This is a genomic window from Alkalimonas collagenimarina, from assembly GCF_030717845.1.
Lineage (GTDB): Bacteria > Pseudomonadota > Gammaproteobacteria > Enterobacterales > Alteromonadaceae > Alkalimonas > Alkalimonas collagenimarina.
Genome location: NZ_JAUZVZ010000013.1, coordinates 1 through 24,500 on the forward strand (window position 1 = coordinate 1; position 24,500 = coordinate 24,500).

Annotated in this window: 25 protein-coding genes; 15 read left to right on the forward strand and 10 right to left on the reverse strand. The window is 48.2% G+C overall.

Annotated features, from left to right (window positions below):
* Positions 1-47 precede the first annotated feature (47 nt).
* The 10 genes from Q3O60_RS10315 to tkt form a co-directional block, all read right to left on the reverse strand.
* Positions 48-1,322: a tetratricopeptide repeat protein gene (locus Q3O60_RS10315; protein WP_305893848.1), complete on the reverse strand. Its 1,275-nt coding sequence runs from the start codon at positions 1,320-1,322 to the stop codon at positions 48-50.
* A complete protein-coding gene (locus tag Q3O60_RS10320) occupies positions 1,322-1,942 on the reverse strand; it encodes an energy transducer TonB (protein WP_305893849.1) in 621 nt (206 codons plus the stop codon). Before Q3O60_RS10320 ends, Q3O60_RS10315 begins: the two co-directional genes overlap by 1 nt.
* A 4-nt stretch (positions 1,943-1,946) precedes the next feature.
* A complete protein-coding gene (locus tag Q3O60_RS10325; protein WP_305893850.1) occupies positions 1,947-2,345 on the reverse strand; it encodes an ExbD/TolR family protein in 399 nt (132 codons plus the stop codon).
* Positions 2,346-2,357: 12 nt separating this feature from the next.
* The gene (locus tag Q3O60_RS10330) at positions 2,358-2,882 is read right to left on the reverse strand and encodes a MotA/TolQ/ExbB proton channel family protein (RefSeq protein WP_305893950.1); all 525 of its coding nucleotides are present in this window, start codon (positions 2,880-2,882) and stop codon (positions 2,358-2,360) included.
* A 2-nt stretch (positions 2,883-2,884) separates the two neighbouring features.
* Positions 2,885-4,252, reverse strand: coding sequence for a MotA/TolQ/ExbB proton channel family protein (locus Q3O60_RS10335; RefSeq protein WP_305893851.1), 1,368 nt, complete (start codon positions 4,250-4,252; stop codon positions 2,885-2,887).
* Positions 4,253-4,258: 6 nt separating this feature from the next.
* Entirely contained in the window at positions 4,259-5,032 is a 774-nt protein-coding gene (locus Q3O60_RS10340; RefSeq protein WP_305893852.1) for a DUF3450 domain-containing protein, read from the reverse strand.
* Positions 5,033-5,349: 317 nt separating this feature from the next.
* Entirely contained in the window at positions 5,350-6,387 is a 1,038-nt protein-coding gene (gene fba / locus Q3O60_RS10345) for a class II fructose-bisphosphate aldolase (RefSeq protein WP_305893853.1), read from the reverse strand.
* Positions 6,388-6,502: 115 nt separating this feature from the next.
* Positions 6,503-7,684, reverse strand: coding sequence for a phosphoglycerate kinase (locus Q3O60_RS10350; protein ID WP_305893854.1), 1,182 nt, complete (start codon positions 7,682-7,684; stop codon positions 6,503-6,505).
* An 11-nt stretch (positions 7,685-7,695) separates the two neighbouring features.
* The gene (epd, locus tag Q3O60_RS10355; protein ID WP_305893855.1) at positions 7,696-8,721 is read right to left on the reverse strand and encodes an erythrose-4-phosphate dehydrogenase; all 1,026 of its coding nucleotides are present in this window, start codon (positions 8,719-8,721) and stop codon (positions 7,696-7,698) included.
* A 56-nt stretch (positions 8,722-8,777) separates the two neighbouring features.
* Entirely contained in the window at positions 8,778-10,775 is a 1,998-nt protein-coding gene (tkt, locus tag Q3O60_RS10360; protein WP_305893856.1) for a transketolase, read from the reverse strand.
* Between the two features lie 389 nt (positions 10,776-11,164).
* Between tkt and metK the strand changes: the two genes are divergently transcribed.
* From metK to Q3O60_RS10435, 15 genes are all read left to right on the forward strand, one after another.
* Positions 11,165-12,313: a methionine adenosyltransferase gene (metK, locus tag Q3O60_RS10365; protein WP_305893857.1), complete on the forward strand. Its 1,149-nt coding sequence runs from the start codon at positions 11,165-11,167 to the stop codon at positions 12,311-12,313.
* A 193-nt stretch (positions 12,314-12,506) separates the two neighbouring features.
* A complete protein-coding gene (locus Q3O60_RS10370; protein ID WP_305893858.1) occupies positions 12,507-14,084 on the forward strand; it encodes an AbgT family transporter in 1,578 nt (525 codons plus the stop codon).
* A gap of 241 nt (positions 14,085-14,325) precedes the next feature.
* A complete protein-coding gene (locus tag Q3O60_RS10375) occupies positions 14,326-15,240 on the forward strand; it encodes a PEP-CTERM sorting domain-containing protein (RefSeq protein WP_305893859.1) in 915 nt (304 codons plus the stop codon).
* A gap of 106 nt (positions 15,241-15,346) precedes the next feature.
* The gene (gene rsmE, locus Q3O60_RS10380) at positions 15,347-16,072 is read left to right on the forward strand and encodes a 16S rRNA (uracil(1498)-N(3))-methyltransferase (RefSeq protein WP_305893860.1); all 726 of its coding nucleotides are present in this window, start codon (positions 15,347-15,349) and stop codon (positions 16,070-16,072) included.
* Positions 16,073-16,125: 53 nt separating this feature from the next.
* Positions 16,126-17,091, forward strand: a complete 966-nt coding sequence (gene gshB, locus Q3O60_RS10385; protein WP_305893861.1) for a glutathione synthase — start codon at positions 16,126-16,128, stop codon at positions 17,089-17,091.
* A 22-nt stretch (positions 17,092-17,113) separates the two neighbouring features.
* Complete coding sequence (locus Q3O60_RS10390; RefSeq protein ID WP_305893862.1) at positions 17,114-17,671, forward strand: YqgE/AlgH family protein; 558 nt, start codon at positions 17,114-17,116, stop codon at positions 17,669-17,671.
* Positions 17,671-18,108, forward strand: a complete 438-nt coding sequence (ruvX, locus tag Q3O60_RS10395; protein ID WP_305893863.1) for a Holliday junction resolvase RuvX — start codon at positions 17,671-17,673, stop codon at positions 18,106-18,108. Before Q3O60_RS10390 ends, ruvX begins: the two co-directional genes overlap by 1 nt.
* Positions 18,098-18,346 (forward strand): DUF1653 domain-containing protein, encoded by a 249-nt coding sequence (locus Q3O60_RS10400; protein ID WP_305893864.1) that lies wholly within the window; start codon positions 18,098-18,100, stop codon positions 18,344-18,346. The genes ruvX and Q3O60_RS10400 overlap by 11 nt, the downstream gene beginning before the upstream one ends.
* 164 nt (positions 18,347-18,510) lie before the next feature.
* Complete coding sequence (locus Q3O60_RS10405) at positions 18,511-18,765, forward strand: superinfection immunity protein (RefSeq protein WP_305893865.1); 255 nt, start codon at positions 18,511-18,513, stop codon at positions 18,763-18,765.
* Between the two features lie 4 nt (positions 18,766-18,769).
* Positions 18,770-19,465, forward strand: coding sequence for a Yip1 family protein (locus Q3O60_RS10410; RefSeq protein WP_305893866.1), 696 nt, complete (start codon positions 18,770-18,772; stop codon positions 19,463-19,465).
* Between the two features lie 22 nt (positions 19,466-19,487).
* Positions 19,488-20,639 carry an efflux RND transporter periplasmic adaptor subunit gene (locus Q3O60_RS10415; protein WP_305893867.1) on the forward strand — a complete coding sequence of 384 codons (1,152 nt, stop codon included), beginning with the start codon at positions 19,488-19,490 and terminating at the stop codon, positions 20,637-20,639.
* Between the two features lies 1 nt (position 20,640).
* Positions 20,641-21,351, forward strand: a complete 711-nt coding sequence (locus tag Q3O60_RS10420; RefSeq protein ID WP_305893868.1) for an ABC transporter ATP-binding protein — start codon at positions 20,641-20,643, stop codon at positions 21,349-21,351.
* Positions 21,344-22,582, forward strand: coding sequence for an ABC transporter permease (locus Q3O60_RS10425; protein WP_305893869.1), 1,239 nt, complete (start codon positions 21,344-21,346; stop codon positions 22,580-22,582). Before Q3O60_RS10420 ends, Q3O60_RS10425 begins: the two co-directional genes overlap by 8 nt.
* The gene (locus Q3O60_RS10430) at positions 22,575-23,696 is read left to right on the forward strand and encodes a sensor histidine kinase (protein WP_305893870.1); all 1,122 of its coding nucleotides are present in this window, start codon (positions 22,575-22,577) and stop codon (positions 23,694-23,696) included. The genes Q3O60_RS10425 and Q3O60_RS10430 overlap by 8 nt, the downstream gene beginning before the upstream one ends.
* Positions 23,686-24,438 carry a LytR/AlgR family response regulator transcription factor gene (locus Q3O60_RS10435; RefSeq protein ID WP_305893871.1) on the forward strand — a complete coding sequence of 251 codons (753 nt, stop codon included), beginning with the start codon at positions 23,686-23,688 and terminating at the stop codon, positions 24,436-24,438. The genes Q3O60_RS10430 and Q3O60_RS10435 overlap by 11 nt, the downstream gene beginning before the upstream one ends.
* Positions 24,439-24,500: the final 62 nt, after the last annotated feature.

The window sequence follows — 24,500 nt, forward strand, 5'->3', positions numbered from 1 at the left end:
GCCAGCTGGCGGGTTTTTTAGTACTGTACTTTAGCGGAAAAAGTAGCTTATAGGTTTACACCTTTCTGCTGTGCTTTCTCACGAATATAGTTTTCCCAGCTGCGAGCTTGACGAGACAATGACGAATCTCTCCGGGCTTGCGTTACTGCAGCCAATGCCTGCGGATACTGCTCCTGGTAAAAATGTGCGCTTACCAAGCTCATATGGACCCGACCAGCATTATCTACATTCAGCTCCAACGCTTTGTTAAATGCAGTTACTGCATCACGATAACGTTGAATGCTTAAATAAGCCTCACCCTGACGACGATAGGCTTCAGCATCATTCTCTTTCTGGCCTAATTTACCATAGAACTCTGCTGCTTTGGCGTATTCACGAGCGGCCTGGTAGTTACTAGCGGTTGCCAATAACAATTGACGACTGTCATTGATTACACCTGCTTTGATCTGCTTATCGAAGATATCAGCTGCTTTAAATTGCATCTCATTGTTAGCATACATCTGACCTAACATCTGATAATGCGATTGCGTTTCTATGAAACCTAATAGATTAGCTACCCGCAATGCCGACAATGCCTTTTCATACTGCTCTTGCAACTGATACGTATTCCCAAGATAGAACCACCACTGGGCGCTTTCAGGGAATATTTGTACCATCTCTTCAAGCACAGCAACAGCTTGTGGGATCTGCTGTCCTTCATACAAAGAAGCAAACTTCAATGTGTAGTAAGGCTCTCGCGGCTCACTCGACAAAGCAATCGCTCTGTTAACAGGGTCAAGTACTCGATCATACTGATTCAACTGCTGATAGGCTGCTGCTATGCGATAGTAAACATCATGCTTTTCTTCACCGGTAAAGTGCATCCAAACCTGATACGCATCAATTGACTGCTGATACTGTTCAGCATTTAAATGCAATTGCGCAATGAGTTCCAGCAATTGAGACTGATCCGCAAAGCTCAGAATATCTGGTGCCGCAGCACGTTTCAGATAGTCCAACGCTTTGGCATCATCCAGACCGATGTTCATTTGGCCAATGTAGCGATCGACAAAGGCACGATCAAAGTCTGAGCTGGTGCGGGCACCCTCAAGAATCACCAGCGCTTCTCGCACTTGATCTTCCTGATACAACTCAAAAGCCTGAGTGACTGCACGACCCGTTCGCTCGCTAACTGCCTGACTCCGTCTGTCTTTACGTTCCTGGATCCGCTGCTGCTTCTGCGCGGCTGTTTCAGCAAAACTAACCGGGCTATAAAAACCAGCACCTGCAACAGCAATCATCAAAGCCAGCGCTGAAGTCAGTTTAGTAAACTGTTTCATCATTAACCTCCGGCCATATCAAGATTGAAGTCCAGCTGAACTTGCAAACCTGTTTGCACTTGTGGACGACCATCAACAATTTTCGGTTGATACTTCCAGCGGCGCAAAGCTCGTACAGCTTCACGGTCGAACACGCGGCGTGGTTCAGCTTCAATGACTTCCACATCACCCACACTGCCATCTTCCAATATGCTAAAACTCAACCGTACCCAGCCTTGCAAACCATCACGCGCGGCTTGCACCGGATAACGAGGTTCAATCCGTACGATAGGCTGAGCATCGCCATCACGCATTAGGGCACCTGACGGGTCTCCAATGCCAGTACCAGCACCACCTAGATCCAAACCTGGCATATTAAAACCAACCGCTCCTGAAACATCCGTCGTATCTGGCGGTGTTTCCGGGGTTTGCGGCGGCTGTGCCGGTGGTGGTGGCGGCGGCGGCGGTGGTGGACGACGCACTTGCGTGTCCATATCTGGCGGTGTTGTGTTCACTTCTATAACAATCCGCTCTTGCTCATCGACCCGACGTTCCCCGGTCCCTTTGACCAGGGTCGCCATTAACAAGAACAATAGAAACGTTACCACAGCACCTAGAATAAGCGATGTTATGAAACGTGCCATAGTATCACTGCTCCCCGGCGATCGTGATAATGTAATCACCTGCCGCTTTGATTTGGTCCATGACTTCCATCACCCGACCATGTTGGGTTTCTTTGTCAGCCTGAACGATAATAGTATCAGTCGGTGACTCTGCAACCAGTCGCTCAATGTTTGCCGCAACCCGCTCAACATCGACCATACGACGGTCCATCCAGATCTCGCCATTCGGACGAATTGCGATAAAGATGGTTGCGCTTGGTTTTTGCTGTGCCTGTGTAGATTCAGGTTTGTTGACATCGATACCGGCTTCCTTAACGAAAGAGGTCGTCACAATAAAGAATATCAACATAATGAAAACGATATCCATCATCGGCGTAATGTCGATTTGGGCCTCGTCGTCTTCACGAATACGTTTACGTGCCATAAAAATCTCTCTTTAATGATGCGGTAAGCTGTCAACCAAGCTGGCTTTTTCGCGCTTCGCTTTGATTTCCAACCGTGAACTGAAGAAGAGTCCGGATAACGCTGCAACCATACCTGACATTGTCGGGATCGTTGCCATCGAAATACCCGATGCCATGGTTCTTGGATTACCTGTTCCCTGGGTTGCCATCACATCAAATACGGCAATCATCCCGGTTACTGTTCCCAGCAGTCCGATTAACGGACACATGGCGACCAAGGTTTTGATCAAAAGCATGTTCTGATCGATTCTACTTCCTGCTTCAGAAATCCAGGTATCACGAATTTTATGAGCATACCAAGAGGTGGTGTCCTCTCTGGCATCCCAGCGGGCAATAATTGCCTTTTTCTCTTTCGGGAAAACCGCTCTCAGATACCAGTAGCGCTCTAACATCAAAAACCACATGATGAGGAGCACCAGGGCGACAACGTACAATACGTTGCCCCCGGTATGAATAAAATCCTGTACCGATTCCCACAGCTCAATTAGCTGGAGCATCATTAGGCCTTCTCCTTCTCCGCATGAGCAGCAACGATACCTGCGCTTTGCTCATCCAGTACATGCATTACACTTTTGGCTTTTGACGCCACGATGCTATGAGCGAAGATCAGTGGCAATGCCGCGATCAGACCCAGAGCCGTAGTTACCAAGGCCAGAGAGATATCACCTGCCATCAGTTTCGGGTCACCGGTACCGTACAGCGTGATGGTTTGGAAGGTCATGATCATACCGATAACAGTACCTAACAGACCCATCAATGGTGCGACCGCTGCGAACAGCTTGATCATCGGAATACCACGTTCGATTTTTGGCGTCTCACGTAAAATGGCTTCGTCCAATTTCAACTCAAGGTTTTCCACATCAGCAGATTTGTTGTTGTGGTAGACCTTCAGGATACGACCCAGTGGGTTGCCATCGGATGGATTCGACAGATTTTTCAGCTGAGACTTAATTTTGCCGCCAACCATGCTCAGTACCACAAAGCGCTCAATGGCAATCAGTAAACCTAATACCAACAAGAAGGTGATTAAGTAACCGACTTCTTTACCCTGATGATAGTATTCAGACAAGGTTGCGCGCTGCTGGTTCAAACGCAGGATGCTGTTGCCTTTGGTTGGGTCAACAAACAAGCTAGTCAGTGAACCTGCACTGGCGTTGTGGAAATCAGATACAGTGCTATGTACACGGCTAACCGGTGCACGGCCTAAAGGCTGCAACTGGTTGGTATCTGCGTTGAAATAAAGGTAGTCACGATCAGTGGTGACATGGAAAGCACCGAAACGCGTCACACGTTGGGTACTGGTACCACCATCCAGATTAACCACTTCAGCATCAAAACGAGTGATTTTGCCAGACTCAGTCATCTCAGTCAGCAAAGCAACCCACAGATCTTCCATTTCTGGAATAGTCGGTAATTCCGTTGCTGCTGCCAAACCACGTAGCGGCTGCTCACGATTAGGATATTGTGAACTGACGATTGAAGTACCGACGACACCAATGGCATCAGAGGCACTACCACGAACCATACCAAACAACTCACCTAAGGTGCCTTGTGCAGAGTCTAGCTCTTGTTCTTTTTGCGCAATCAAAATGTCGTTATCAGCGTAATTTTTTTGTAGACGCTCACCACGAGACTCTTCTGCTGCCAGAGTACGTCTTGCTTCGGTCAAAATACGTTGCTGATCGGCACGGGCATTGATAAATGCTTGCTCACGTTGCTGATTAACACGGCCTTCAAGTTGACGCTCGCGCTTCACTTGTTCCAGAATTTCATCCAGCTTCGCTGTGCTGGCTGATACGTTGAATGCCATGCTAGCAGTAGCAGTGACCGCAGCGGCAACAATGATCGATTTAAATAGGTTTCTCATTTATTCTTACTCCGCTGCGATTAGTGGTACGCGTGCCATTTCAAAGTTAATCTCACGACGGGCCATTTTGATGAAATCGCTGACACCGCTCAAGTAGCTGGCTGGCAGTGAATCCCAATTATTGGTCTGATTGTTCCAAACCCACGCAGAGTTGCCATCTAATGACATCGCCATCAATGCCAAACGGCCCAGATGCACGTAATCAACCGTTAATTCGTTGCCACCAAGAACCAAAGTGCCCTGGAACGATTCTAATGCAGAACCATAACCAGCTTCGATGCTGTAGGCTTCCATGATTTGACGGTATTGCTCAGACAACTGAACATCTGAACGGCCCATCACATCACGCAAACGCTCAACACGTTCCATACGACGCTCGGTGCGCAGTGGAATGTCGTTCTTCACGAACTCTTCCAGAGCATCAATCATTTTAAACATGAGCGGAACGGTGCCACGACGCGTATCTTCCAACGTGTCGATTTGACGCTGAATTGAGTCGATTTGACGCTGCTGATCGGTTACCAATGTCTGCAAGAAGTCGTTGTAGACTTTCAGGCTGTCTGTTTGGTCTACCACAGTGCGATACTCACCCAGAAGCTCCTGAGTTTGCTCATAAATCGTGTTGATTCGCTCTTGTGAACGAACGGCTTCACGAACGATTTGGCTGTTTTCCTGATGCAGTTGCTCTAATCCGGAATTCGCTATTGCTCCGCCTGAAAAGGCGAAGGCACCAGCCAAAGCTGATGCAATAAGACTTTTACTCATTTTATTGTTAAACATAGTTCCCAACCAATAATTGCTGATTAACGTAACCTGGAGTTATTTAGGGCTTACTCACACTACCCTTTGGTCAATCACATTAAGCACTTCAACATAGCGCGTTGACCACGAATAGAGAGCCCTGGTTAGAGGGTAAACCAACCGCATCATTGCAGCTAAAAAGCCCATTGTCAATACGACAACAGGCTTTGGCAATAATTCACTCGATGCTTATTTATGCAGTTTTTGCCAATTAATATGCACCTTTAAAGCTATGGTTTTTTTATTGTCAAACTTTATTAAAGTTCGCGTACAAAAAAGCAGCAGCAGCCAGTGGCTTACTTATAAAAATCAACCATTTTTTCTAAGCTAACTGGCTTAATTTTGCTGGCATGACCAGCAGTACCAAAGGCTTCATAGCGAGCCAGACAAATGTCTGTCATGGCTTTAGTCGATGCTTGCAAAAATTTTCTCGGATCAAACTCAGCCGGATTTTGCGCTAAAAACTGACGTACAGCCCCTGTGGATGCCAAACGCAGGTCAGTATCAATATTCACTTTACGAACACCGTGCTTAATCCCCTCCAAAATTTGCTCCACAGGCACACCATAAGTCTCTGGGATCGCCCCGCCAAATTCATTGATTACTTTTAACCATTCTTGAGGTACCGAAGACGAGCCGTGCATGACTAAATGAGTATTGGGGATTTTGGCATGAATGGCTTTTATGCGATCAATCGCCAGAATATCGCCCGTTGGTGGACGGCTGAATTTGTATGCGCCGTGCGAGGTACCGCAAGCAATAGCTAATGCATCCACGCCTGTGGCTTTAACAAAGTCGAGCGCTTCATCCGGGTCGGTCAGCATTTGATCGTGCGTTAAAATACCTTCAGCCCCGATACCATCTTCTTCACCAGCCGTACCAGTTTCTAACGAGCCCAAACAGCCAAGCTCCCCTTCGACCGATACGCCACAGGCATGTGCAATATCCACTACACTTTTGGTCACTGCCACGTTGTAATCATAATCCATCGGTGTTTTGCCATCTTCACCTAAGGAACCATCCATCATCACGGAGGAGAAACCCAGTTGAATGGAACGCTGACACACCGGCATCGAGGTACCATGATCCTGATGCATCACCACAGGAATATGTGGGAACTCTTCAATGGCTGCCAGAATTAAGTGACGCAAAAAAGGAGCACCTGCATACTTTCGTGCACCTGCCGACGCCTGAACAATCACAGGGCTGTCGGTTTGTTCTGCCGCCAGCATGATAGCGCGCATTTGTTCTAAGTTGTTCACATTGTACGCCGGTACGCCGTAGTCATGCTCTGCGGCATGATCAAGCAGCTGACGTAATGAAATAAGTGCCATGAGATCCTCTCTTCACTTTAGTTAGGGTACAGGTTTAAATAAGTATGCTCTTTGAGCTTATGTTTTAATCGTCGTGTTCTAAGCTTTGTATTAATGGTGCCGCTGACTTGGAAGGCTACGCTTGTTGAGCACGTTGTTCTAGTATAGCGACTGCTGGCAAAGTTTTACCCTCCAAAAACTCTAAAAATGCTCCACCACCGGTTGAAATATACGAAATCTTATCGGCAACCTTGTATTGATCGATGGCGGCTAGTGTATCGCCGCCTCCGGCGATAGAAAAAGCAGAACTTTCGGCGATTGCATGAGCGATGGCCTCAGTACCCGCGGAAAACTGGGCGAACTCAAATACGCCAACAGGCCCGTTCCATACGATAGTTCCTGCACTTTTTAGTACCTTAACAAGGGCCGCAACTGACACCGGCCCGATGTCAAAAATCATGTCATCGGCAGCTACATCATTTACTGGTTTTAGGCTCGCTGGGGTACTTTCACTAAAAGCCTTACCGACCACCACATCCGAAGGCACCGGAATACTGGCACCACGCGCATTGGCGGCTGCAATCAAGCGCTTAGCTTCAGGAATTAAATCATCCTCACACAGTGATTTCCCGACGCTGTGGCCATCGGCAGCAATAAAAGTATTAGCAATGCCACCGCCAACGATTAATTGATCGACAATGCCAGACAAGGATTCCAACACAGTGAGTTTGGTGGATACTTTAGAGCCACCAACAATAGCAACCAATGGACGCTTAGGTGATTTTAATGCCATCGTTAAGGCTTCAAGCTCACCAGATAGCAAAGGCCCGGCACAAGCGATGGGGGCAAATTTAGCCACGCCATGGGTCGATGCCTGCGCCCGGTGTGCAGTGCCAAAGGCATCCATCACAAACACATCACACAATGCAGCCAGCTTTTTAGCTAAACCATCATCATTCTTCTTTTCACCCGAGTTAAAGCGGACATTTTCAAACACCACCACTTCGCCTGGTGTGGCCGTCACGCCATCCAAATAATCTTTTTCCAATCGTACGGGTACAGATAAGGCCTGCTGCAAATAAGCGACAACGGGCTGTAAGGATGCCTCTTCACTGTAGACACCTTCTTCTGGCCGACCTAAATGCGACATCACCATCACGGCTGCACCTTTTTCCAGTGCCAGCTCAATAGAGGGGATGGCAGCTTTAATTCGGGCATCAGAGGTGACCTGACCGTTTTTAACCGGTACATTTAAGTCTTCACGGATCAGGACTCGTTTACCCGCCAAGTCCAGGTCGGCCATTTTTAATACCGTCATGAGTTTCTCCATTAATTTAGTTTAGATCCTGAAAAGGCCATCATAGCTCTGGCTGTATCCAGCATTCGATGAGCAAAGCCCCACTCGTTGTCGCACCAAAGCAAACATTTAACTAACCGCTTGTGACTAACCCGGGTCAGGGAGCCATCGACGATACAGGAGTGTGGGTTGTGATTAAAATCGACAGAGACCAAAGGCTCTTCGGTGTAATCCAAAATACCCGTTAAGCGTTGTTGGCCTGCTTGCTGCAATACCTGATTGATTGAGGCGGGACTGACGTCTTGATGCAACGTCAGGCTGACATCCATCGCAGTAACATTGACCGTGGGTACCCGTACAGCAATGGCTTCAAAACGACCGGCTAATTGCGGCAATATGCGCTCAATACCCAGCGCCAACTTGGTATCGACCGGAATAATGGATTGGCTGGCCGCCCGGGTACGACGTAAATCGCTGTGATAGGCATCAATCACTTGTTGATCATGCATCGACGCATGGATAGTAGTAATAGTGCCACTTTCAATGCCATAGGCCTGATCCAGCAGCTGCAACACCGGCACCACGCAGTTGGTAGTGCAGGATCCGTTGGAAATAATGGACATGGCTGGGGTTAATAACTGTTGGTTAATGCCATAAATCACGGTGGCATCCACATCGGCATCGGCCGGATGGGAAAACAGTACTTTTTTTGCACCAGCTGCCAGATGCCAGCCGGCATGCTCTCGACTATGAAACACACCGGTGCATTCCAGCACCACATCAATATCAAGCTCAGACCAAGGCAACTCAGTGGGGTCGGCTTCTGCGAATAAGCGAATCAAATCGCCATTCACTTCAATGCCCTGCTCTACCCGCTTTACATCGGCCGCAAAGCGACCGTGTGAGGTATCGTATTTTAGTAGATGGGCAACCCCTTTGGCATCGGCCAATTCGTTGATAGCCACCACTTGCATATCTCGCAGGCCAGATTCGTACAAGGCCCGCACAATGTTACGGCCAATACGACCAAAACCATTAATTGCCAAACGTACTGTCATAGCTTCCTTCAAAAGGCTCGCTTTAAGCGAGCCTTGTTTCGCTTTGCTTGCTACGATTAACCGCGCAGTAATTCACGTGCAGCACTCAACACGCGCTCACTAGTGATACCAAAGTGTTCAAATAGCTGCTCTGCAGGCGCTGACTCGCCGAAAGACGTCATGCCAATCACGGCGCCATTCAAACCAACGTACTTGTACCAACCATCGGTTATCCCTGCTTCGACCGCAATGCGCCGACTAACTGCTGCAGGCAAAACCTGCTCACGGTAGCTGGCATCCTGCGCCTCGAACACGTCCGTCGATGGCATGGATACTACCCGTACTTTATGGCCATCTGCCTGCAATGTTTCAGCCGCTTGCATTGCCAGCTGAACCTCCGAACCGGTGCCAATCAGAATAAGCTCTGGTGTGCCTTCACAATCTAACAATACATAGCCACCACGGCGAATCGCCGCTACTTGCTCGGGGTTGCGCTGCTGCTGCGGCAAACCCTGGCGGGTAAAGATTAAGCTGCTTGGGCCATTTTTACGTTCAATCGCTGCCTGCCATGCCACGGCCGACTCTACTTGATCGCAAGGACGCCAGTTCATTAGGTTAGGCGTAGCGCGTAATGCGACCAATTGCTCAACCGGTTGGTGCGTTGGGCCATCTTCACCCAAACCGATGGAGTCGTGCGTGTACACAAAGATCACGCGTTGCTTCATCAAGGCAGCCATGCGAACCGCATTGCGGGCATACTCCATAAACATCAGGAAGGTCGCACCGTAAGGTACAAAACCACCATGCAGGGCGATGCCGTTCATAATGGCCGACATGCCAAATTCGCGCACACCGTAATAAATGTAGTTACCGCTGGCATCAGTCTGAGTTAATGGCTGAGAGCCAGACCAGATGGTTAAGTTGGAACCAGCTAAATCGGCCGAACCGCCCATAAACTCTGGCAACATAGGGCCAAAAGCGTTCAACGTATTTTGCGATGCTTTACGGGTGGCTATGTTTTGAGGATTGGCCTGTAAATCAGCGATGTAAGCGGCACTTTGCTCCGCCCAATCTGCCGGTAAGTCGCCATCCATTCGACGTTCAAACTCAGCCGCTAACTCAGGGTGGGCAGCACGATAGGCTGTTAACTTCTGTTGCCAGTCTTGCTCCGCAGCCGCTCCTTTGCTCTTGGCATCCCATTCGGCATAGATATCAGCTGGAATGTCAAAGGGTGCATGTGGCCATTGCAAAAACTCACGACTAGCGGCAATTTCAGCATCACCCAAAGGCGCACCATGACAATCATGGCTGCCCGCTTTGTTAGGAGCACCATAACCAATTACTGTTTTACAGCAAATAAGCGTAGGTTGGTCGGTTGCACGTGCGGCTTCGATGGCTGCTTTCACTGCTGCAGAGTCATGGCCATCGACGGCTTCAATGACATGCCAGCCATAGGCTTTAAAACGTGCCGGGGTATCATCGGTAAACCAGCCTTCGACTTCACCATCGATGGAGATACCATTGTCATCCCAAAACGCAATCAGCTTACCAAGGCCCAGGGTGCCCGCAAGAGAGCAGGCTTCATGCGAAATCCCTTCCATTAAGCAACCATCACCCAAAAACACGTAGGTAAAATGATCGACCACCTCATGATCTGGCCGATTAAACTGTGCTGCCATGGATTTTTCGGCAATCGCCATACCGACCGCATTGGTGATACCTTGTCCTAATGGCCCTGTGGTGGTTTCTACCCCAGGGGCATAACCATACTCCGGGTGGCCCGGTGTTTTTGAATGCAGCTGACGAAACTGTTTCAGATCATCGATGCTCAGTTCATAGCCAGCAAGATGCAACAGCGAATACAGCAGCATGGAACCATGGCCATTGGATAGCACAAAGCGATCGCGATCGGCCCAGTTCGGGTTGGTCGGGTTGTGCTTTAAAAAATCACGCCATAATACTTCAGCAATATCAGCCATACCCATTGGGGCGCCTGGGTGACCTGATTTGGCTTTTTGAACGGCATCCATGCTTAGGGCACGAATCGCATTGGCGAGTTGTTTACGAGAAGGCATGCTTACTCCTGGGCAGTCTGTATGTGTTCGATTCTGTGATGAAGTACGCTCGGCTGTGATGCCAAACCATGATCACCTGAGATTTGCTGTTATACCGTGGCTGTTTTACCGACATTTGTTTTTATGCCGCATATTTTCACTCAGGCAACTGCTAATGGCAAATTTAAATCATCGCGTCTGGCTTTTACCCGGAATTGTCCCGAATTGAATTCCAGAGGTGACACAGCCAATCTGGCGTCACAGACGTCTGGAAGTCAACTTTTTCTAGCCAAGGCTGATCTAATTCTTTAAAATAGCCGTTAACACGGTCCGACGACCACGAACTCGTACTGGGTAAAACCTTCGTCACGAGTTGTACCTATTTAATTTTATGGATGGACATAACGCCCATGGCTCAACATATTTTTACGTCTGAATCTGTTTCTGAAGGGCATCCGGATAAAATTGCTGATCAAATTTCTGATGCAGTATTGGATGCTATTTTATCGCAAGACCCCAAAGCCCGCGTGGCTTGTGAGACCTTCGTCAAAACTGGCATGGTGCTGGTTGGCGGTGAAATCACCACTTCTGCCTGGGTTGATATAGAAGAATTAACCCGTAAAACAGTGCGTGATATCGGCTATGTTCATTCCGACATGGGCTTTGATGCCGATTCTTGTGCGGTATTAAATGCCATTGGTAAGCAATCACCTGATATCAATCAGGGCGTTGATCGCGCATCACCTTCAGAGCAGGGTGCTGGTGATCAAGGTTTGATGTTTGGTTATGCCAGCAACGAAACCGATGTGCTGATGCCTGCTCCTATCACGTATTCTCATCGTTTAGTGCAACGTCAGGCGCAAGTTCGTAAAGATGGCACCCTGCCGTGGTTGCGTCCCGATGCCAAATCACAGTTGAGCTTTATCTATGAAGATGGCAAGCCGGTGGGTATTGATGCCGTAGTATTGTCGACCCAACATTGCGATACCATCAGTACCGAAGACCTGCGCGAAGCAGTGATGGAAGAAATTATCAAGCCTGTATTGCCTGCGGAATGGCTGACCAGTGCGACCAAGTTCTTTATCAACCCAACTGGTCGCTTTGTTATTGGTGGTCCAATGGGCGACTGTGGTTTAACCGGTCGTAAAATCATCGTCGATACCTATGGTGGTATGGCCCGTCATGGTGGTGGTGCCTTCTCTGGTAAAGATCCATCCAAGGTGGATCGCTCTGCGGCCTATGCTGCTCGTTATGTGGCAAAAAACATCGTCGCAGCTGGTTTAGCTGAACGCTGTGAAATTCAGGTGTCTTACGCAATAGGTGTGGCTGAGCCGACCTCAATCAGCGTAGAAACCTTTGGCACCAGCAAGCTGGGCGAAGATCAATTGATTGGATTAATTCGTGAGCATTTCGACCTGCGTCCACATGGCCTGATTGAAATGCTGCAACTGGAGCGGCCTATTTACTTACCTACTGCGGCCTACGGACACTTTGGTCGACCAGAGTTCCCTTGGGAGCAAACCGACAAAGCCGACGTCTTGCGTCAGTACGCCAAGTAATCACTGCCCACGATCTTGAAAGGAGAGCTTAAGCTCTCCTTTTCTGTATTTATTGGGGCCTCACCTTATTTTGTCCTTATCAATTACGCCTTTTTGTGTATGATAAAGACGTTTAGCTTCCAGGGTTCAGCTGTTCGTTAGTTCAGCTAACAAAATAAAAATATAAAAAGATAAATAGGTCAAAGGAAATACTATGTCTGATCAAACTGCCGCCGTAGAAAATAACGGCTGGATGAATCGTGCGCTCAATACCATCGAAGTAGTTGGTAATAAACTACCTGATCCAGCAGTGCTTTTTGCGCTATTAATGGTGCTGGTCTGGATCCTGTCTTGGTTATTTTCTGGTGTCACCTTTAACGAGTTAGATCCTCGCACTGGTGAAGGTATTCAGATTGTCAACTTGCTGTCTGGTAGTGCCATGACCGAGTTCAGCGCCAATATTGTCACTACTTTTGTTAACTTTCCGCCCCTTGGTGTGGTTCTGGTTGCCATGTTGGGTCTTGGCGTGGCCGAATACACTGGCTTTATTAATGCTAGCTTACGCTCTATTCTTTCCATCACGCCAAAAATGCTATTAACGCCGGTATTGATTGCTGTAGGTATTTTAAGCCATGTCGCGGTCGATGCAGGCTATGTTCTGGTTATTCCACTTGGCGCTGTCATTTTTTATGCTGCTGGTCGACATCCACTTGCCGGTATTGCTGCTGCATTTGCAGGTGTATCCGGCGGCTTTTCTGCCACCTTTTTCGTTCCATCAAGCCTAGACCCACTTCTGGCTGGTATGACTGAGATTTCAGCTCAGATCATGGATCCTAGTGTTACTGTTAACTCGCTTAATAACTACTTCTTCACGACCGCTTCAACATTTTTAATTGTGCTGATAGGTTGGTTTTTAACGGATAAAGTGATCGAGCCTCGTTTAAAAGCTACTAAGGTTGATGGTGACACATCGCAAATGGTCTCGATGGATGCCTTAACGGATCAAGAGCGTAAAGGCTTGCGTGCAGCATCATTCTCTATGTTGGTGATGATCGTCTTACTCGTGTTAAGTGTGCTCCCAGAAAATACGCCTTGGGCTGCTTCGCCAGAAAATGTCGCAGAAGGCTTGAACCCGTTATTGGTCAATACAGCACCGCTAATGCAGTCTATCGTTACACTGATATTTATATTTTTCCTGGTGCCGGGTGTTGTTTACGGGTATGTCTCAGGCTCGGTGCAAAATCACCGTGATGTGATAAAAGGTATGAGCCATGCAATGAGTGGTATGGGTTACTACATCGTCATGGCTTTTTTCTGTGCATTATTTATTTACTCCTTCACGCAATCTAATTTGGGTGTGTTATTAGCACTTAAAGGTGCTAATGCGTTAAAAGCTATGGGTATGCCGCTGGCGTTAACGTTGGTTGGAATTGTATTTTTATCTGGCTTTGTCAACCTTGTTGTCGGTTCGGCCTCGGCAAAATGGGCGTTGATTGGCGCCATTATGGTGCCAATGCTGATGGAACTGGGTATTTCCCCCGATTTAACTCAAGCCGCTTATCGCGTTGGTGATTCATCCACCAATATTATCACCCCATTATTGCCCTATTTCCCGTTAATTGTGGTGTTCTGTCAGAAGTACGTGAAAAACAGCGGCATCGGTACTCTGGTTGCATTAATGCTTCCTTTCTCCATTGCTATGATAGTGCTCTGGACAGCCTTCTTACTTGGTTTCTGGGCGCTAAATATACCTCTTGGGTTTGGCGCAAGTTATACCTACCCAGCGGGCTAACCCACTTATGACTGCCCTAAAGCCCTCTCATAACTGAGAGGGCTTTTTCTTTTGCAGCATGCACTTATGTCAGTTTTGTTTACAATTGATATAGTTGAATGAAGCCACTAAATTACAATAGCCTGATATAGTTAGGTAAATAATACTGGCCTGAAATTTGCTTCTAGTAAAATAATAAAAAACAATACTAAAGTTTTTGCTGTAAAGGATTCATGCAAAAAATTGTTTTAGGAGAAAATTTATGTCTAAGCACCTAATAGCTGGTTTAGCATTCGTCGGTTTTGTGGCTTTAACCACAGGTAAAGCTGAAGCAGGCTTAGTAACGCCAACCTTCAATAATGAAAATTGTTCAGCCGTAACTCTGACCTCGGTAAGTAATTTGGGGGCTCCTGGTACCAACTTATTAAGTCAAAGCTATAACGCTAATCAGTGTATTGGCTTTATCGGGCCAAACCCATCACACAATGACGATCCTTTTAACAATATCAATAATCCCACTACCAACATTGGTTACCTGGGTGATGGTTTGCTAAATGGGGGTGTCCATAACGGAAACCAGTACTTCATTGGTACTGAGTTTATCGATCAGAGCGATTTGCAGGATCTGCAAACTAGCGGCAACTTTATCGATCCGGGCTGGATCCATCTTGGTCACTTTAACGGTGATAACAGCAATTGGACCTATTCGTCACTGGGTACAGGGCTGGTGAAAGATGATGAACCGGTTACGCCATTAAATATCGCTGATTTATTAGAGCTATCTTTGGACTGTACCTCGGGCAATGCCAATGACTGCAAAGCCGGTACCTGGACAATATCGACCAAACTGGACATTATTGAACAAGTTCAAGCCTTACTTGGCCCAGCCACCTTCGATCACCTGGCATTTTCCATCAAAGCTGGTCCAAGCTTTGTGGTCTATGATTTTAATTTTAAGAATATCTTTGCAAATGAAAACGACCCTTTGCTAAATTTTAATACCCCCTATATTTTGAGTGGTACTTTCAACACGTCGGATCTGGGCAATAAGGGAGTATCCCATCTGAATATAATGGCTCGGGATCCAATAGATACCACAACGGTTGACGTCCCTGCTCCTGCTACTCTTGCTATTCTGGGATTAGGCTTATTGGTACTTCGCTTGTTCCGCCGATAGTGTCTGATTTCTTTACATATTGATAAAACCCGCTTCGGCGGGTTTTTCTTTGGAAAACGCCCCTCTCTTGCTACCATATCTTCATTGATCATCACAATGATGCCCTATGCGAATTCCAAGAATTTATGTCGACCACCCTCTTTCGCTAACCACACATGAACTACCAGCCGAGGCTGCTGCTCATGTTGGCCGGGTTCTGCGAATGCAGGCTGGAGATGCCCTGCAGCTTTTTAATGGCGACGGTAACAATTATGCCGCAACCATTGAGCAAGCAAGCAAGAAGCAAGTGCTGGTTGTAGTTTCCCACTGCGAACCTAACCCAACGGAATCCCGTCTTCACTTACATTTAGGCCAAGTAATTTCACGTGGAGATCGGATGGATTTTGCCATCCAAAAAGCGGTTGAGCTTGGTGTGACCTGCATTACTCCACTGTTTTCTGAGCGTTGTGGTGTCAAATTGGATGGTGAGCGACTGGAGAAAAAGCAACTGCAATGGCAAAAAATCGTGATCTCTGCCTGTGAACAGTCCGGCCGAAGTGTGGTACCTCAAGTATTGCCAGCACAAAATTTGGCTCACTGGCTGGCAGAGGCAACAAAAGATCTGAAGTTAACCTTGCATCCGTGGGCAACTAACACCATAAAGACCATAGAGCCTATTGAGCATATTCGTTTGATGATTGGCCCTGAAGGGGGCTTTAGCGATCAGGAAATGGCCGCCGCTGAACAAGCGGGTTATCTTGGCGTTCAACTAGGTCCTCGTGTACTACGCACAGAAACCGCAGCACTGACGGCCATCAGTGCGTTGCAGCTGCAATTTGGCGATCTTGCCTAAGGGCAGTGAGTTCCGACTGAATTGTGCATCATTTAACTGAAAAGAGCGCTACTATGACCACTCGTTCTATGGGTATCGTGATGGATCCGATTGCGGATATCACCATCAAAAAAGACACCAGCTTCGCTATGTTGCTGCAAGCGCAATTGCGTGGCTATACCATCCACTACATGGAAATGGCCGATCTTTATCTGTTGGAAGGCGAAGCCAGAGCCCACACCAAGCTGCTGGTGGTCGAGGAAAATGAACAAAACTGGTATCAGTTTGGTCAGCAGCAAGACATCGCACTGGCTGATCTTGATGTTATCTTAATGCGCAAAGATCCGCCCTTTGATACCGAATACATCTATGCCACTTACATGCTTGAGCTGGCTGAGCAACGCGGTACGCTCATCGTCAACAAACCACAAAGCTTACGCGATGCCAATGAAAAGCTGTATACCAGCTGGTTTAGTGAACATACGCCGAAAACCATGGTTAGCCGCGACAGCAAGCGGCTGCGCGAATTCTGGCAACAGCATCAGGATGTGATCCTGAAACCCTTGGATGGCATGGGTGGCGCCTCTATTTTTCGTTTAAAAGCGGATGACCCCAATGTCGCTGTGGTTCTGGAAACCTTAACTGCGCACAATACTCGTTTCGCCATGGCGCAGCAGTTTATCCCTGCTATCAGTGATGGCGATAAACGCATCTTGATGATCAATGGCGAACCCGTGCCTTATTGTTTGGCTCGAATTCCCGCTCAGGGTGAAACGCGGGGTAATTTAGCAGCGGGTGGCCGCGGTGAAGTAAGGCCGATTAGTGAATCTGATCGCACGATTGCCAAAGCCGTTGGTCCAACTCTGAAAGCCAAAGGGCTTATTTTTGTCGGCCTGGATATTATTGGTGATAAACTCACTGAGATAAATGTCACCAGCCCCACTTGCGTGCGCGAAATTGAAGCAGCAGCTCCGGTGGATATCATGGGGCAGTTGTTTGATACCATAGAACAACTTCTTAGCGAAACGTCAGGCACTTAACGCCCATTAAAACGAGGTGAGTATGCAGACATTACAGCACCATTTTTTAATTGCAATGCCATCACTAGAAGACCCTTTTTTTCAACGCAGCGTCACCTACATCTGCGAGCACAATGCTGAAGGTGCCATGGGTATTGTTATTAACCATCCACTGAAAGCCACTGTGGGCGAACTGCTTGAACAACTGGATATCACCTTTGACAGCACAAGTAGCATTGCTGAACAGGCCGTTTGTGCCGGGGGTCCGGTGCAGGTAGATCGTGGTTTTGTTCTTCATAGTGCCAGACCGGGTTACCAAAGCAGTTTGGAGTTAAATGACGAGCTGATGATCACCACATCAAAAGATATTTTGCAGCAGCTGACCTCCGAAGAAGCACCTCGTAAATTTTTATTAGCCTTAGGTTATGCGGGCTGGACACCTGGCCAATTGGAGCAAGAAATTGCCGATAACTCCTGGCTGGTGATCCCGGCTGACCCCAGTATTATCTTTGATCTTGCTCATGCCCAGAAATGGGAGGCGGCCACCAGAACCATGGGCATTGAGTCATGGCAGTTGACGGGCGAAACCGGACACGCCTGATGACAACAAGCTCCCATATCAGCAATAAACATCGATCGGTCCTGACTTTTGATTACGGTACCAAAAGTATTGGCGTAGCCATTGGTCAGGAGCTAACCGGCAGTGCTAGCCTATTGCCCGCTTTAAAAGCCCGCGACGGCATTCCAGACTGGACACAGATTGAGAAGCTACTCAAAGAATGGCAGCCAGATTTACTACTGGTCGGCTTGCCGCTCAATATGGATGGCAGTGAACAAGACTTTACTGTACGAACCCGCAAATTCGCCAACCGCCTGCATGGCCGTTTTGGTTTGCCTGTTGAACTGCACGATGAGCGCCTGACAACCGCCGATGCCCGCCAGCAACTGTTCGACGAAGGCGGCTTTCGTAACCTGAGCAAAGACAAGGTCGATAGCCTATCTGCTCGTATCATTTTTGAGAGTTGGTATGAGCGCTAACAGCCCCACCCGACGCATTGAGCCCGGCTATTATCAGCACTACAAGGGCTCATACTATCAGGTACTTGATGTCGCCCGGCATAGCGAAACTGAAGAGTGGCTGGTGATTTACCGGCCCATGTATGGTGAGCAAGCGCTATGGGCCAGGCCGCTCAGCATGTTCACTGAACACGTTTCCGTACACCAGCAACGGCTACCTCGCTTTCGTTATATAGGCTCACAACTACCGACAAGTTAACACTATGCTTGCCACTGTCTACCGAAAATCACCGCAAACAACCGCTTATCACTTTTTTAGCTACCACGCATCTATTGCCATGTAGTATCCATGCTGTACTTGATGCCAAGCGATAGCAAAATATCGTTACATTTTACTTTTATAGTCATACACCGGAGCATGGTATGTTTGAATCGTCTGAGTGGGTCTATTTAATTGAACAAAGTAGCGTTGGATTTTTCATCTGGTTTATCCCGCTTTTTTTGTTTATTTACTTTGTCCCGACACTGATTGCTGTATTTTTTAATCGTAACCATTTGGGAAAGATCGCCTTGGCGAACATACCAGCAGGATTTTCTGTCATTGCTTGGTGTGCACTAATAGGCGTTGCGTTTAGTGGCAAGTTGTTGACGAAAAAATCATTGGAAAAAACGGAGTGAAACCATGAGTAAAAATGTGACGCAGGCACTGCTTGATATTTATGTAGCGCCCAAACAAGTATTTGATACCTTACCAGAGAAAAAAGGCTGGAGCTGGCTGCCCTTTGCTCTGATTATCGCCATCAGCGCTATCACTATGTTGTGGTTTTATGCTGGCATGACCCCAGAGTGGATTGTCGAGCAACAAATTGCTCAAACAGCCCATAGCATGACACCAGCTGAAATTGAACAAAGCCGTGCCGTCATGGGCCAAATGGCCGATAAAAGCGGCATATTCGCGGTCGGTGGTGTGGTGGTCATGACCCCGATCATGCTGGCGCTGATGGCAGTCTACCTGATGCTGGTCGGTAACTCTGGCCAAAAACGCAGCTATGGTGACTGGTACGCCCTGACAGTATGGAGCAATATGCCTGGCATCATCAATATGCTCGGCCTAATGGTATTGATATTGATCAGTAGCGATCCGAACATGCCTTTAAATACAGTCAATTATCTTTCAGTCAACCAATTGCTCCTGGGGCTGGAACCTGGTCAAGCCTGGCACACCTGGGCTGAAAGCCTGAACCTGATCTATATCTGGGTGACCGCATTATTTGCTGTTGGCCTGCATAGCTGGAGCAAGTACAGCCCGGCAAAAAGTGCAGTGCTTGCTGCTTTACCGATGATAGTTATTTTTGGCCTTTGGGCTGTATTCATCTGAATCGAATAAACGGAATCAACCGATGAAAAAAGCGCTGATCATTGTTGTTATTGCCGCAGTACTGATTGGAATGATCAGTCTGAGTCAGTACCGTAAGCAACAACAAACCACGACGGTTACTACGGCCTTAGTGACCGAAGGCAGTCTGGCCGATAGCATTTTGGCATCGGGTAATCTGGAATTTAATACCCAAATTCAGATCCGCTCAGAAGTTACGGGGCGGGTATTGGATGTATTGGTAGAAGAAGGTGATATGGTGGAAAAAGGCCAAATTTTGATGCGCCTCGACTCCACCGCCTTCGAAGCAGACGTCAGCCGTACCCGTGCCCTGGTCCGCAGTCAAAAAATTGATATTGAGCGTGCCAGGGCGCAGCTGGCCGATTTACAACGTCAGTTTGCTCGTCAGCAACAAATGCACCAAAGCGGGCTTATACAGCAAGAGACCATCGATAGTTTGCAAAGCCAACTGGATATTGCCCATATCAATATCGAAGCCGCAAAAGCAGCTTTGCAACAAGGCGAAGCCAGCTTAGCCATGGCAGAAGATAACCTCAGTAAAACCATTTACCGGGCGCCGATCGCCGGGTTGCTCTCTACTGTGGATATTAAACCCGGTGAAACCGTCATTGCCGGCAGCACCAATATTATTGGTAGCCCCCTGATGACACTGGCTGATCCCAGTGCCATTTTGGCAGAGCTTCGGGTCGATGAAGCCGATATTGCTAATGTGCATATTGGCCAGCATGCTGAAATTTTTGCCGCCGCCTACCCGCATCAGGCGATCCACGGCGAAGTGATTCAAATCGCTACCTCAGCCCGTTACATGAACCAGAGCCAAAGCTTATCGTTTCGGGTGAAAGTACTGCTGCAGCCAGAAGATATAGCGTTGTATCCGGGCATGAGCTGCCGGGCTGAAATTATTATGTCAAAGCAAGAGAATAGTTTGCAGGTGCCGATTGCCGCAGTGCAACGCAACCAGAATGAATACTTTGTCTGGGCGGTTCAAGACGAGCGCTCAGTTAAAAAGCCGGTCACACTCGGCATGGCAACCGATATCGCACAAGAAGTACTTTCTGGTCTGCAGCTGGGGGATGAAGTGATTGTCGGCCCTGCTCGCACCATGCTTGGCTTAAGTGAAGGCCGGCGGTTGACCGCTGAACAACAGGACCGCTGAAATGAGTCAGGCAGTGATCCAACTCCGGCAAGTGAGTAAAAGTTACCTGATGGCCGATGAGACTTTTTTTGCACTCAAGCAGGTTGATTTGTCGATTACCGAAAACGACTATGTCGCCATTATAGGCCCTTCCGGCTCTGGAAAGTCGACCTTAATGAATATACTCGGCTGTCTGGATACACCAAGTTCAGGCCACTACCAATTGGCCAACCGGGATGTATCGACCATGGATGAGACCGAGCTGGCTGAGCTCCGTAATGAAGCCGTCGGTTTTATCTTTCAGAGTTTTAATTTGCTGCCACGCGCTAGTGTGCTGGCCAATGTCATGCAGCCACTGGTGTACCGGGTGATGCCGAACAGCACTCGTAAAGCTCTGGCGCTTGAAGCGTTACAACGCGTTGGTCTGGCCGATAAAACCAGTCATCTTCCCAACCAGTTGTCTGGCGGTCAGCGCCAACGCGTTGCCATTGCCCGGGCCTTAGTCACCAAGCCTCGCATTCTGCTGGGTGATGAGCCAACGGGTAACCTCGATAGTAAAACGACCAAGGATATTATGGCGCTGTTTGATCAACTGCATCAGGAAGGCCACACCATTATTCTGGTGACTCACGAGCAGGATATTGCCGATCATTGCCAACGGGTGATCCGGCTGGTTGATGGACAGGTTGAACAAGACTTTCGTAACCAGCATGGAGTCGCAGCCCATGTTTAAATGGTTTCATGCCAGTTTTGAGGGCAGCAAAGCTGCTTTTGCATCGATACGAGCTCATGCCCTTCGCAGCGCCCTGACCACGCTCGGTATTATTATTGGTGTGGCCGCGGTGATTACCGTGGTCGCTATTATGCAGGGGCTGAGCCACAGCATCACCAGCCAGCTGGATGATCTTGGCAGCGATATGATTACCCTTCGGGCCTATACGCCCACCAATCAACAACTGCTCGGCATTCACAATCAACTGCATTACAACGACTTTCTGCTGCTGAAAAGCCGGGTGCAAAATGTCGAAGATATGACCGCCAGTATGCAGGCATTCAGTATGGGATCGCAGGTGCAATATGGTCGTAACACTGCACAATCACAAATTATTGGCACCGATAGCAGCTACCAAAATGTTGTTCGGGTATATCCCGAGTTAGGTCGATTCTTATCCAGCAGCGATGATGATCGCCGACGCCGGGTCGCTTTTGTCGGCTCATCGTTGATTAAAGAGCTGGATTTGCCCGTGAACCCGGTCGGTGAGTTTATTAACCTGTCTGGCGACTGGTTTCGCATTATCGGTGTGGCAGAAACCAGAGGCAGTTTGTTTGGCTTTGACCAGGACAACTATATTATTGCGCCCTTTAGCACCATTCGGTCGCTCAGTGGAGAGCGTGCTGCCAGAAATATTGAAGTGATGTTTCGCCCGGCAGCAGGTGCCGATGCAGAGCAAATCCAGCAGCAAATGCGGGCTATTTTGCGCCAACACCATAAATTAGCGGCCGAAGACCCTGACCCTTTTGAGTTTGTCAGCGCTGAGCGCATGATAGAGCAGTTTAATACCATTACCCGCAGCATCACTCTGGTTGCCGGTGGCGTGGTCAGCATCAGCTTGCTGGTCGGTGGCATCGGTGTGATGAATATTATGCTGGTCTCGGTGACCGAGCGCACCCGGGAAATAGGCATTGTGAAAGCACTCGGTGCCACTCCGCAGTTTATTCTGATCCAATTTCTGGTCGAGGCCTTAGTACTTTCATTGTTTGGTGGCATTATTGGCTTGGCACTTGGCGCCGGTATTGCCAGTTTTATTGGCTTACTCTTGCCTGCCATGCCCGATGCGCTGGTGCCTTTATGGGCTATTCTACTGGCGATTGGTTTTACCACGCTGATCGGTGTGGTATTTGGCTTAGCCCCTGCAGTGAAAGCCTCACGCTTAAACCCGATTGATGCGCTACGTTATGAATAGTGCAAACTCTATCTGGCGTCAGCACTGGCAGCTGTGCTGGCAAACCAACCGGGCATATCGCATCGGTCTGGCACTTACTTTTTTGCTATTTGTCAGCTTTTATTTGTTGTACACCTTGCCCTTTATTCAAGATGATAAACCCGGATTGCTGAGTACTTTCCTCGTACGTTATATAGTGGAAGCCCTTTGCTTTGTGCTTGTCAGCCATTTTTTTCTCCGGCCACCACTCAACATTCATTACCACCGGGGAATAACTTTTAGCGCGGTGCTACAAATAGCCTGCTGGCTGCTAATCGCTGCCATGTTATTGGCGCTGGTGAGTACCTTTATTTCTTTTCTACCGGCGCTGAAGCAAACGGATATGCAACAAATAGCCATGATTGACAGAGAAGATGCGCAAGGCTTGCAGATGCACTTTACCTTAACCAGCTTGGTTATCATGATGGGGTTGATGCATCTCAGCTTATTTATAGTCTGGAGTCTGATCTACCTCGGTTGGCAAATGCGGCAAAGCCGTAAGGCGCTGCAAGAGGAAATGCAGCAAGCCCGTTTGCAACAGCTGACCAACCAGCTTAGCCCGCACTTTTTATTTAATTCGCTGAACAGTATCCGGGCACTTATTTTTGAAGATCAGCACAAAGCAGCAGATACCGTAACGCAACTATCAGAGCTGTTTCGCGTGCATTTGCAAGCGCACTTGAGGCCCACAGCCAGCCTGCAAGAAGAATGGTTACTGTGTCAGCATTACCTGAAAATAGAACAAGTCCGGCTGGAAGATCGGCTACAAATCGAAGTCGATATAGCGGATGTGTTACTTCAGCAACCATTGCCTACCCTGACCTTACTGACCCTGCTGGAAAATGCCGTGAAACATGGCATTAGCCCCAATACAGCGGCAGGCACTATTCGTATTCGTGCCAGCCAGCAAGGCAAGCGGTGGCAACTGGCAATAGCAAACTCTGTTGGCGCTGCCTCAACCAGCCAATCGACCGGTACTGGCCTGAAAAACTGCCGCAAACGACTGCAATTGATGCATGGTGACCAAGCAACAATGACCACTGAACGTGATGAAACGCACTTTATGGTGAGGATAGAGCTGCCTTATGCAAACTAGCTATAAAACGTTAATTGTTGATGATGAGCGACTGGCGCGCAACGAGCTGAAACGGCTGCTGAAAGCCCACCCGGAATGTGAAGTGGTCGCCGAAGCGGCAAGTGCCAAAGAAGCGCTGAAGGTACTGGCGCAGCAGTCGATAGATCTGGTATTTCTGGATATTCAGATGCCCGAAGTCAGTGGCATCGAGCTGGCTCAGGATATCCCCGCCTGTACCCGCTTTGTTTTTTGTACCGCTTTTAACAGTTATGCACTGGATGCATTCTCGCTCAACGCCATTGATTACCTGCTCAAACCCGTCGCGCCAGAGCGTCTGGCTAAAACCATAGCTCGTTTACCAGCAGTAGGATCTACAGAACATGCGCCTGATCCTGCTACGCAGCTCCCTGCTGCACACTACCTGCCAGAACACCATGGCATTTTACTCAAGTTCGGCGATATTAATCGCATTGTGCGTTTGCACGAAATTTATCGCTTTGAAAGTGTTGGCAACCATGCCGCTGTTTACAGCTCGCATGGCAAAAGCTTTCTGCACAGTTCTCTGGCTCGTATCGAGCAAAAGCTGGACCCATCGTTTTATTTCAAAGCCAGTCGGGCGGACATTATTCGGTTGGATGCGATAGAGCATATCGAAGCAGGTATCAGTGCTGGTTCGATGCTGGCGGTATTGCACGATGGCCAACAAATTGATGTCAGCCGGCGTCAGGCACAGCAATTGCGGCTGTTATTCAGTAGCTTATAAATTGCTCTTTTATCACCACATCAGCCTGTACATTTTTTCACCAAATTTATTGATGCAGAACA

What these genes read in the sequence shown, in the direction of transcription:
- Q3O60_RS10315 (WP_305893848.1), bottom strand. Translation starts at nt 1,322, where the DNA reads ATGATGAAACAGTTTACTAAACTGACTTCAGCGCTGGCTTTGATGATT.
- Q3O60_RS10320 (WP_305893849.1), bottom strand. Translation starts at nt 1,942, where the DNA reads ATGGCACGTTTCATAACATCGCTTATTCTAGGTGCTGTGGTAACGTTT.
- Q3O60_RS10325 (WP_305893850.1), bottom strand. Translation starts at nt 2,345, where the DNA reads ATGGCACGTAAACGTATTCGTGAAGACGACGAGGCCCAAATCGACATT.
- Q3O60_RS10330 (WP_305893950.1), bottom strand. Translation starts at nt 2,882, where the DNA reads ATGCTCCAGCTAATTGAGCTGTGGGAATCGGTACAGGATTTTATTCAT.
- Q3O60_RS10335 (WP_305893851.1), bottom strand. Translation starts at nt 4,252, where the DNA reads ATGAGAAACCTATTTAAATCGATCATTGTTGCCGCTGCGGTCACTGCT.
- Q3O60_RS10340 (WP_305893852.1), bottom strand. Translation starts at nt 5,032, where the DNA reads ATGTTTAACAATAAAATGAGTAAAAGTCTTATTGCATCAGCTTTGGCT.
- fba (WP_305893853.1), bottom strand. Translation starts at nt 6,387, where the DNA reads ATGGCACTTATTTCATTACGTCAGCTGCTTGATCATGCCGCAGAGCAT.
- Q3O60_RS10350 (WP_305893854.1), bottom strand. Translation starts at nt 7,684, where the DNA reads ATGACGGTATTAAAAATGGCCGACCTGGACTTGGCGGGTAAACGAGTC.
- epd (WP_305893855.1), bottom strand. Translation starts at nt 8,721, where the DNA reads ATGACAGTACGTTTGGCAATTAATGGTTTTGGTCGTATTGGCCGTAAC.
- tkt (WP_305893856.1), bottom strand. Translation starts at nt 10,775, where the DNA reads ATGCCTTCTCGTAAACAACTCGCCAATGCGATTCGTGCCCTAAGCATG.
- metK (WP_305893857.1), top strand. Translation starts at nt 11,165, where the DNA reads ATGGCTCAACATATTTTTACGTCTGAATCTGTTTCTGAAGGGCATCCG.
- Q3O60_RS10370 (WP_305893858.1), top strand. Translation starts at nt 12,507, where the DNA reads ATGTCTGATCAAACTGCCGCCGTAGAAAATAACGGCTGGATGAATCGT.
- Q3O60_RS10375 (WP_305893859.1), top strand. Translation starts at nt 14,326, where the DNA reads ATGTCTAAGCACCTAATAGCTGGTTTAGCATTCGTCGGTTTTGTGGCT.
- rsmE (WP_305893860.1), top strand. Translation starts at nt 15,347, where the DNA reads ATGCGAATTCCAAGAATTTATGTCGACCACCCTCTTTCGCTAACCACA.
- gshB (WP_305893861.1), top strand. Translation starts at nt 16,126, where the DNA reads ATGACCACTCGTTCTATGGGTATCGTGATGGATCCGATTGCGGATATC.
- Q3O60_RS10390 (WP_305893862.1), top strand. Translation starts at nt 17,114, where the DNA reads ATGCAGACATTACAGCACCATTTTTTAATTGCAATGCCATCACTAGAA.
- ruvX (WP_305893863.1), top strand. Translation starts at nt 17,671, where the DNA reads ATGACAACAAGCTCCCATATCAGCAATAAACATCGATCGGTCCTGACT.
- Q3O60_RS10400 (WP_305893864.1), top strand. Translation starts at nt 18,098, where the DNA reads ATGAGCGCTAACAGCCCCACCCGACGCATTGAGCCCGGCTATTATCAG.
- Q3O60_RS10405 (WP_305893865.1), top strand. Translation starts at nt 18,511, where the DNA reads ATGTTTGAATCGTCTGAGTGGGTCTATTTAATTGAACAAAGTAGCGTT.
- Q3O60_RS10410 (WP_305893866.1), top strand. Translation starts at nt 18,770, where the DNA reads ATGAGTAAAAATGTGACGCAGGCACTGCTTGATATTTATGTAGCGCCC.
- Q3O60_RS10415 (WP_305893867.1), top strand. Translation starts at nt 19,488, where the DNA reads ATGAAAAAAGCGCTGATCATTGTTGTTATTGCCGCAGTACTGATTGGA.
- Q3O60_RS10420 (WP_305893868.1), top strand. Translation starts at nt 20,641, where the DNA reads ATGAGTCAGGCAGTGATCCAACTCCGGCAAGTGAGTAAAAGTTACCTG.
- Q3O60_RS10425 (WP_305893869.1), top strand. Translation starts at nt 21,344, where the DNA reads ATGTTTAAATGGTTTCATGCCAGTTTTGAGGGCAGCAAAGCTGCTTTT.
- Q3O60_RS10430 (WP_305893870.1), top strand. Translation starts at nt 22,575, where the DNA reads ATGAATAGTGCAAACTCTATCTGGCGTCAGCACTGGCAGCTGTGCTGG.
- Q3O60_RS10435 (WP_305893871.1), top strand. Translation starts at nt 23,686, where the DNA reads ATGCAAACTAGCTATAAAACGTTAATTGTTGATGATGAGCGACTGGCG.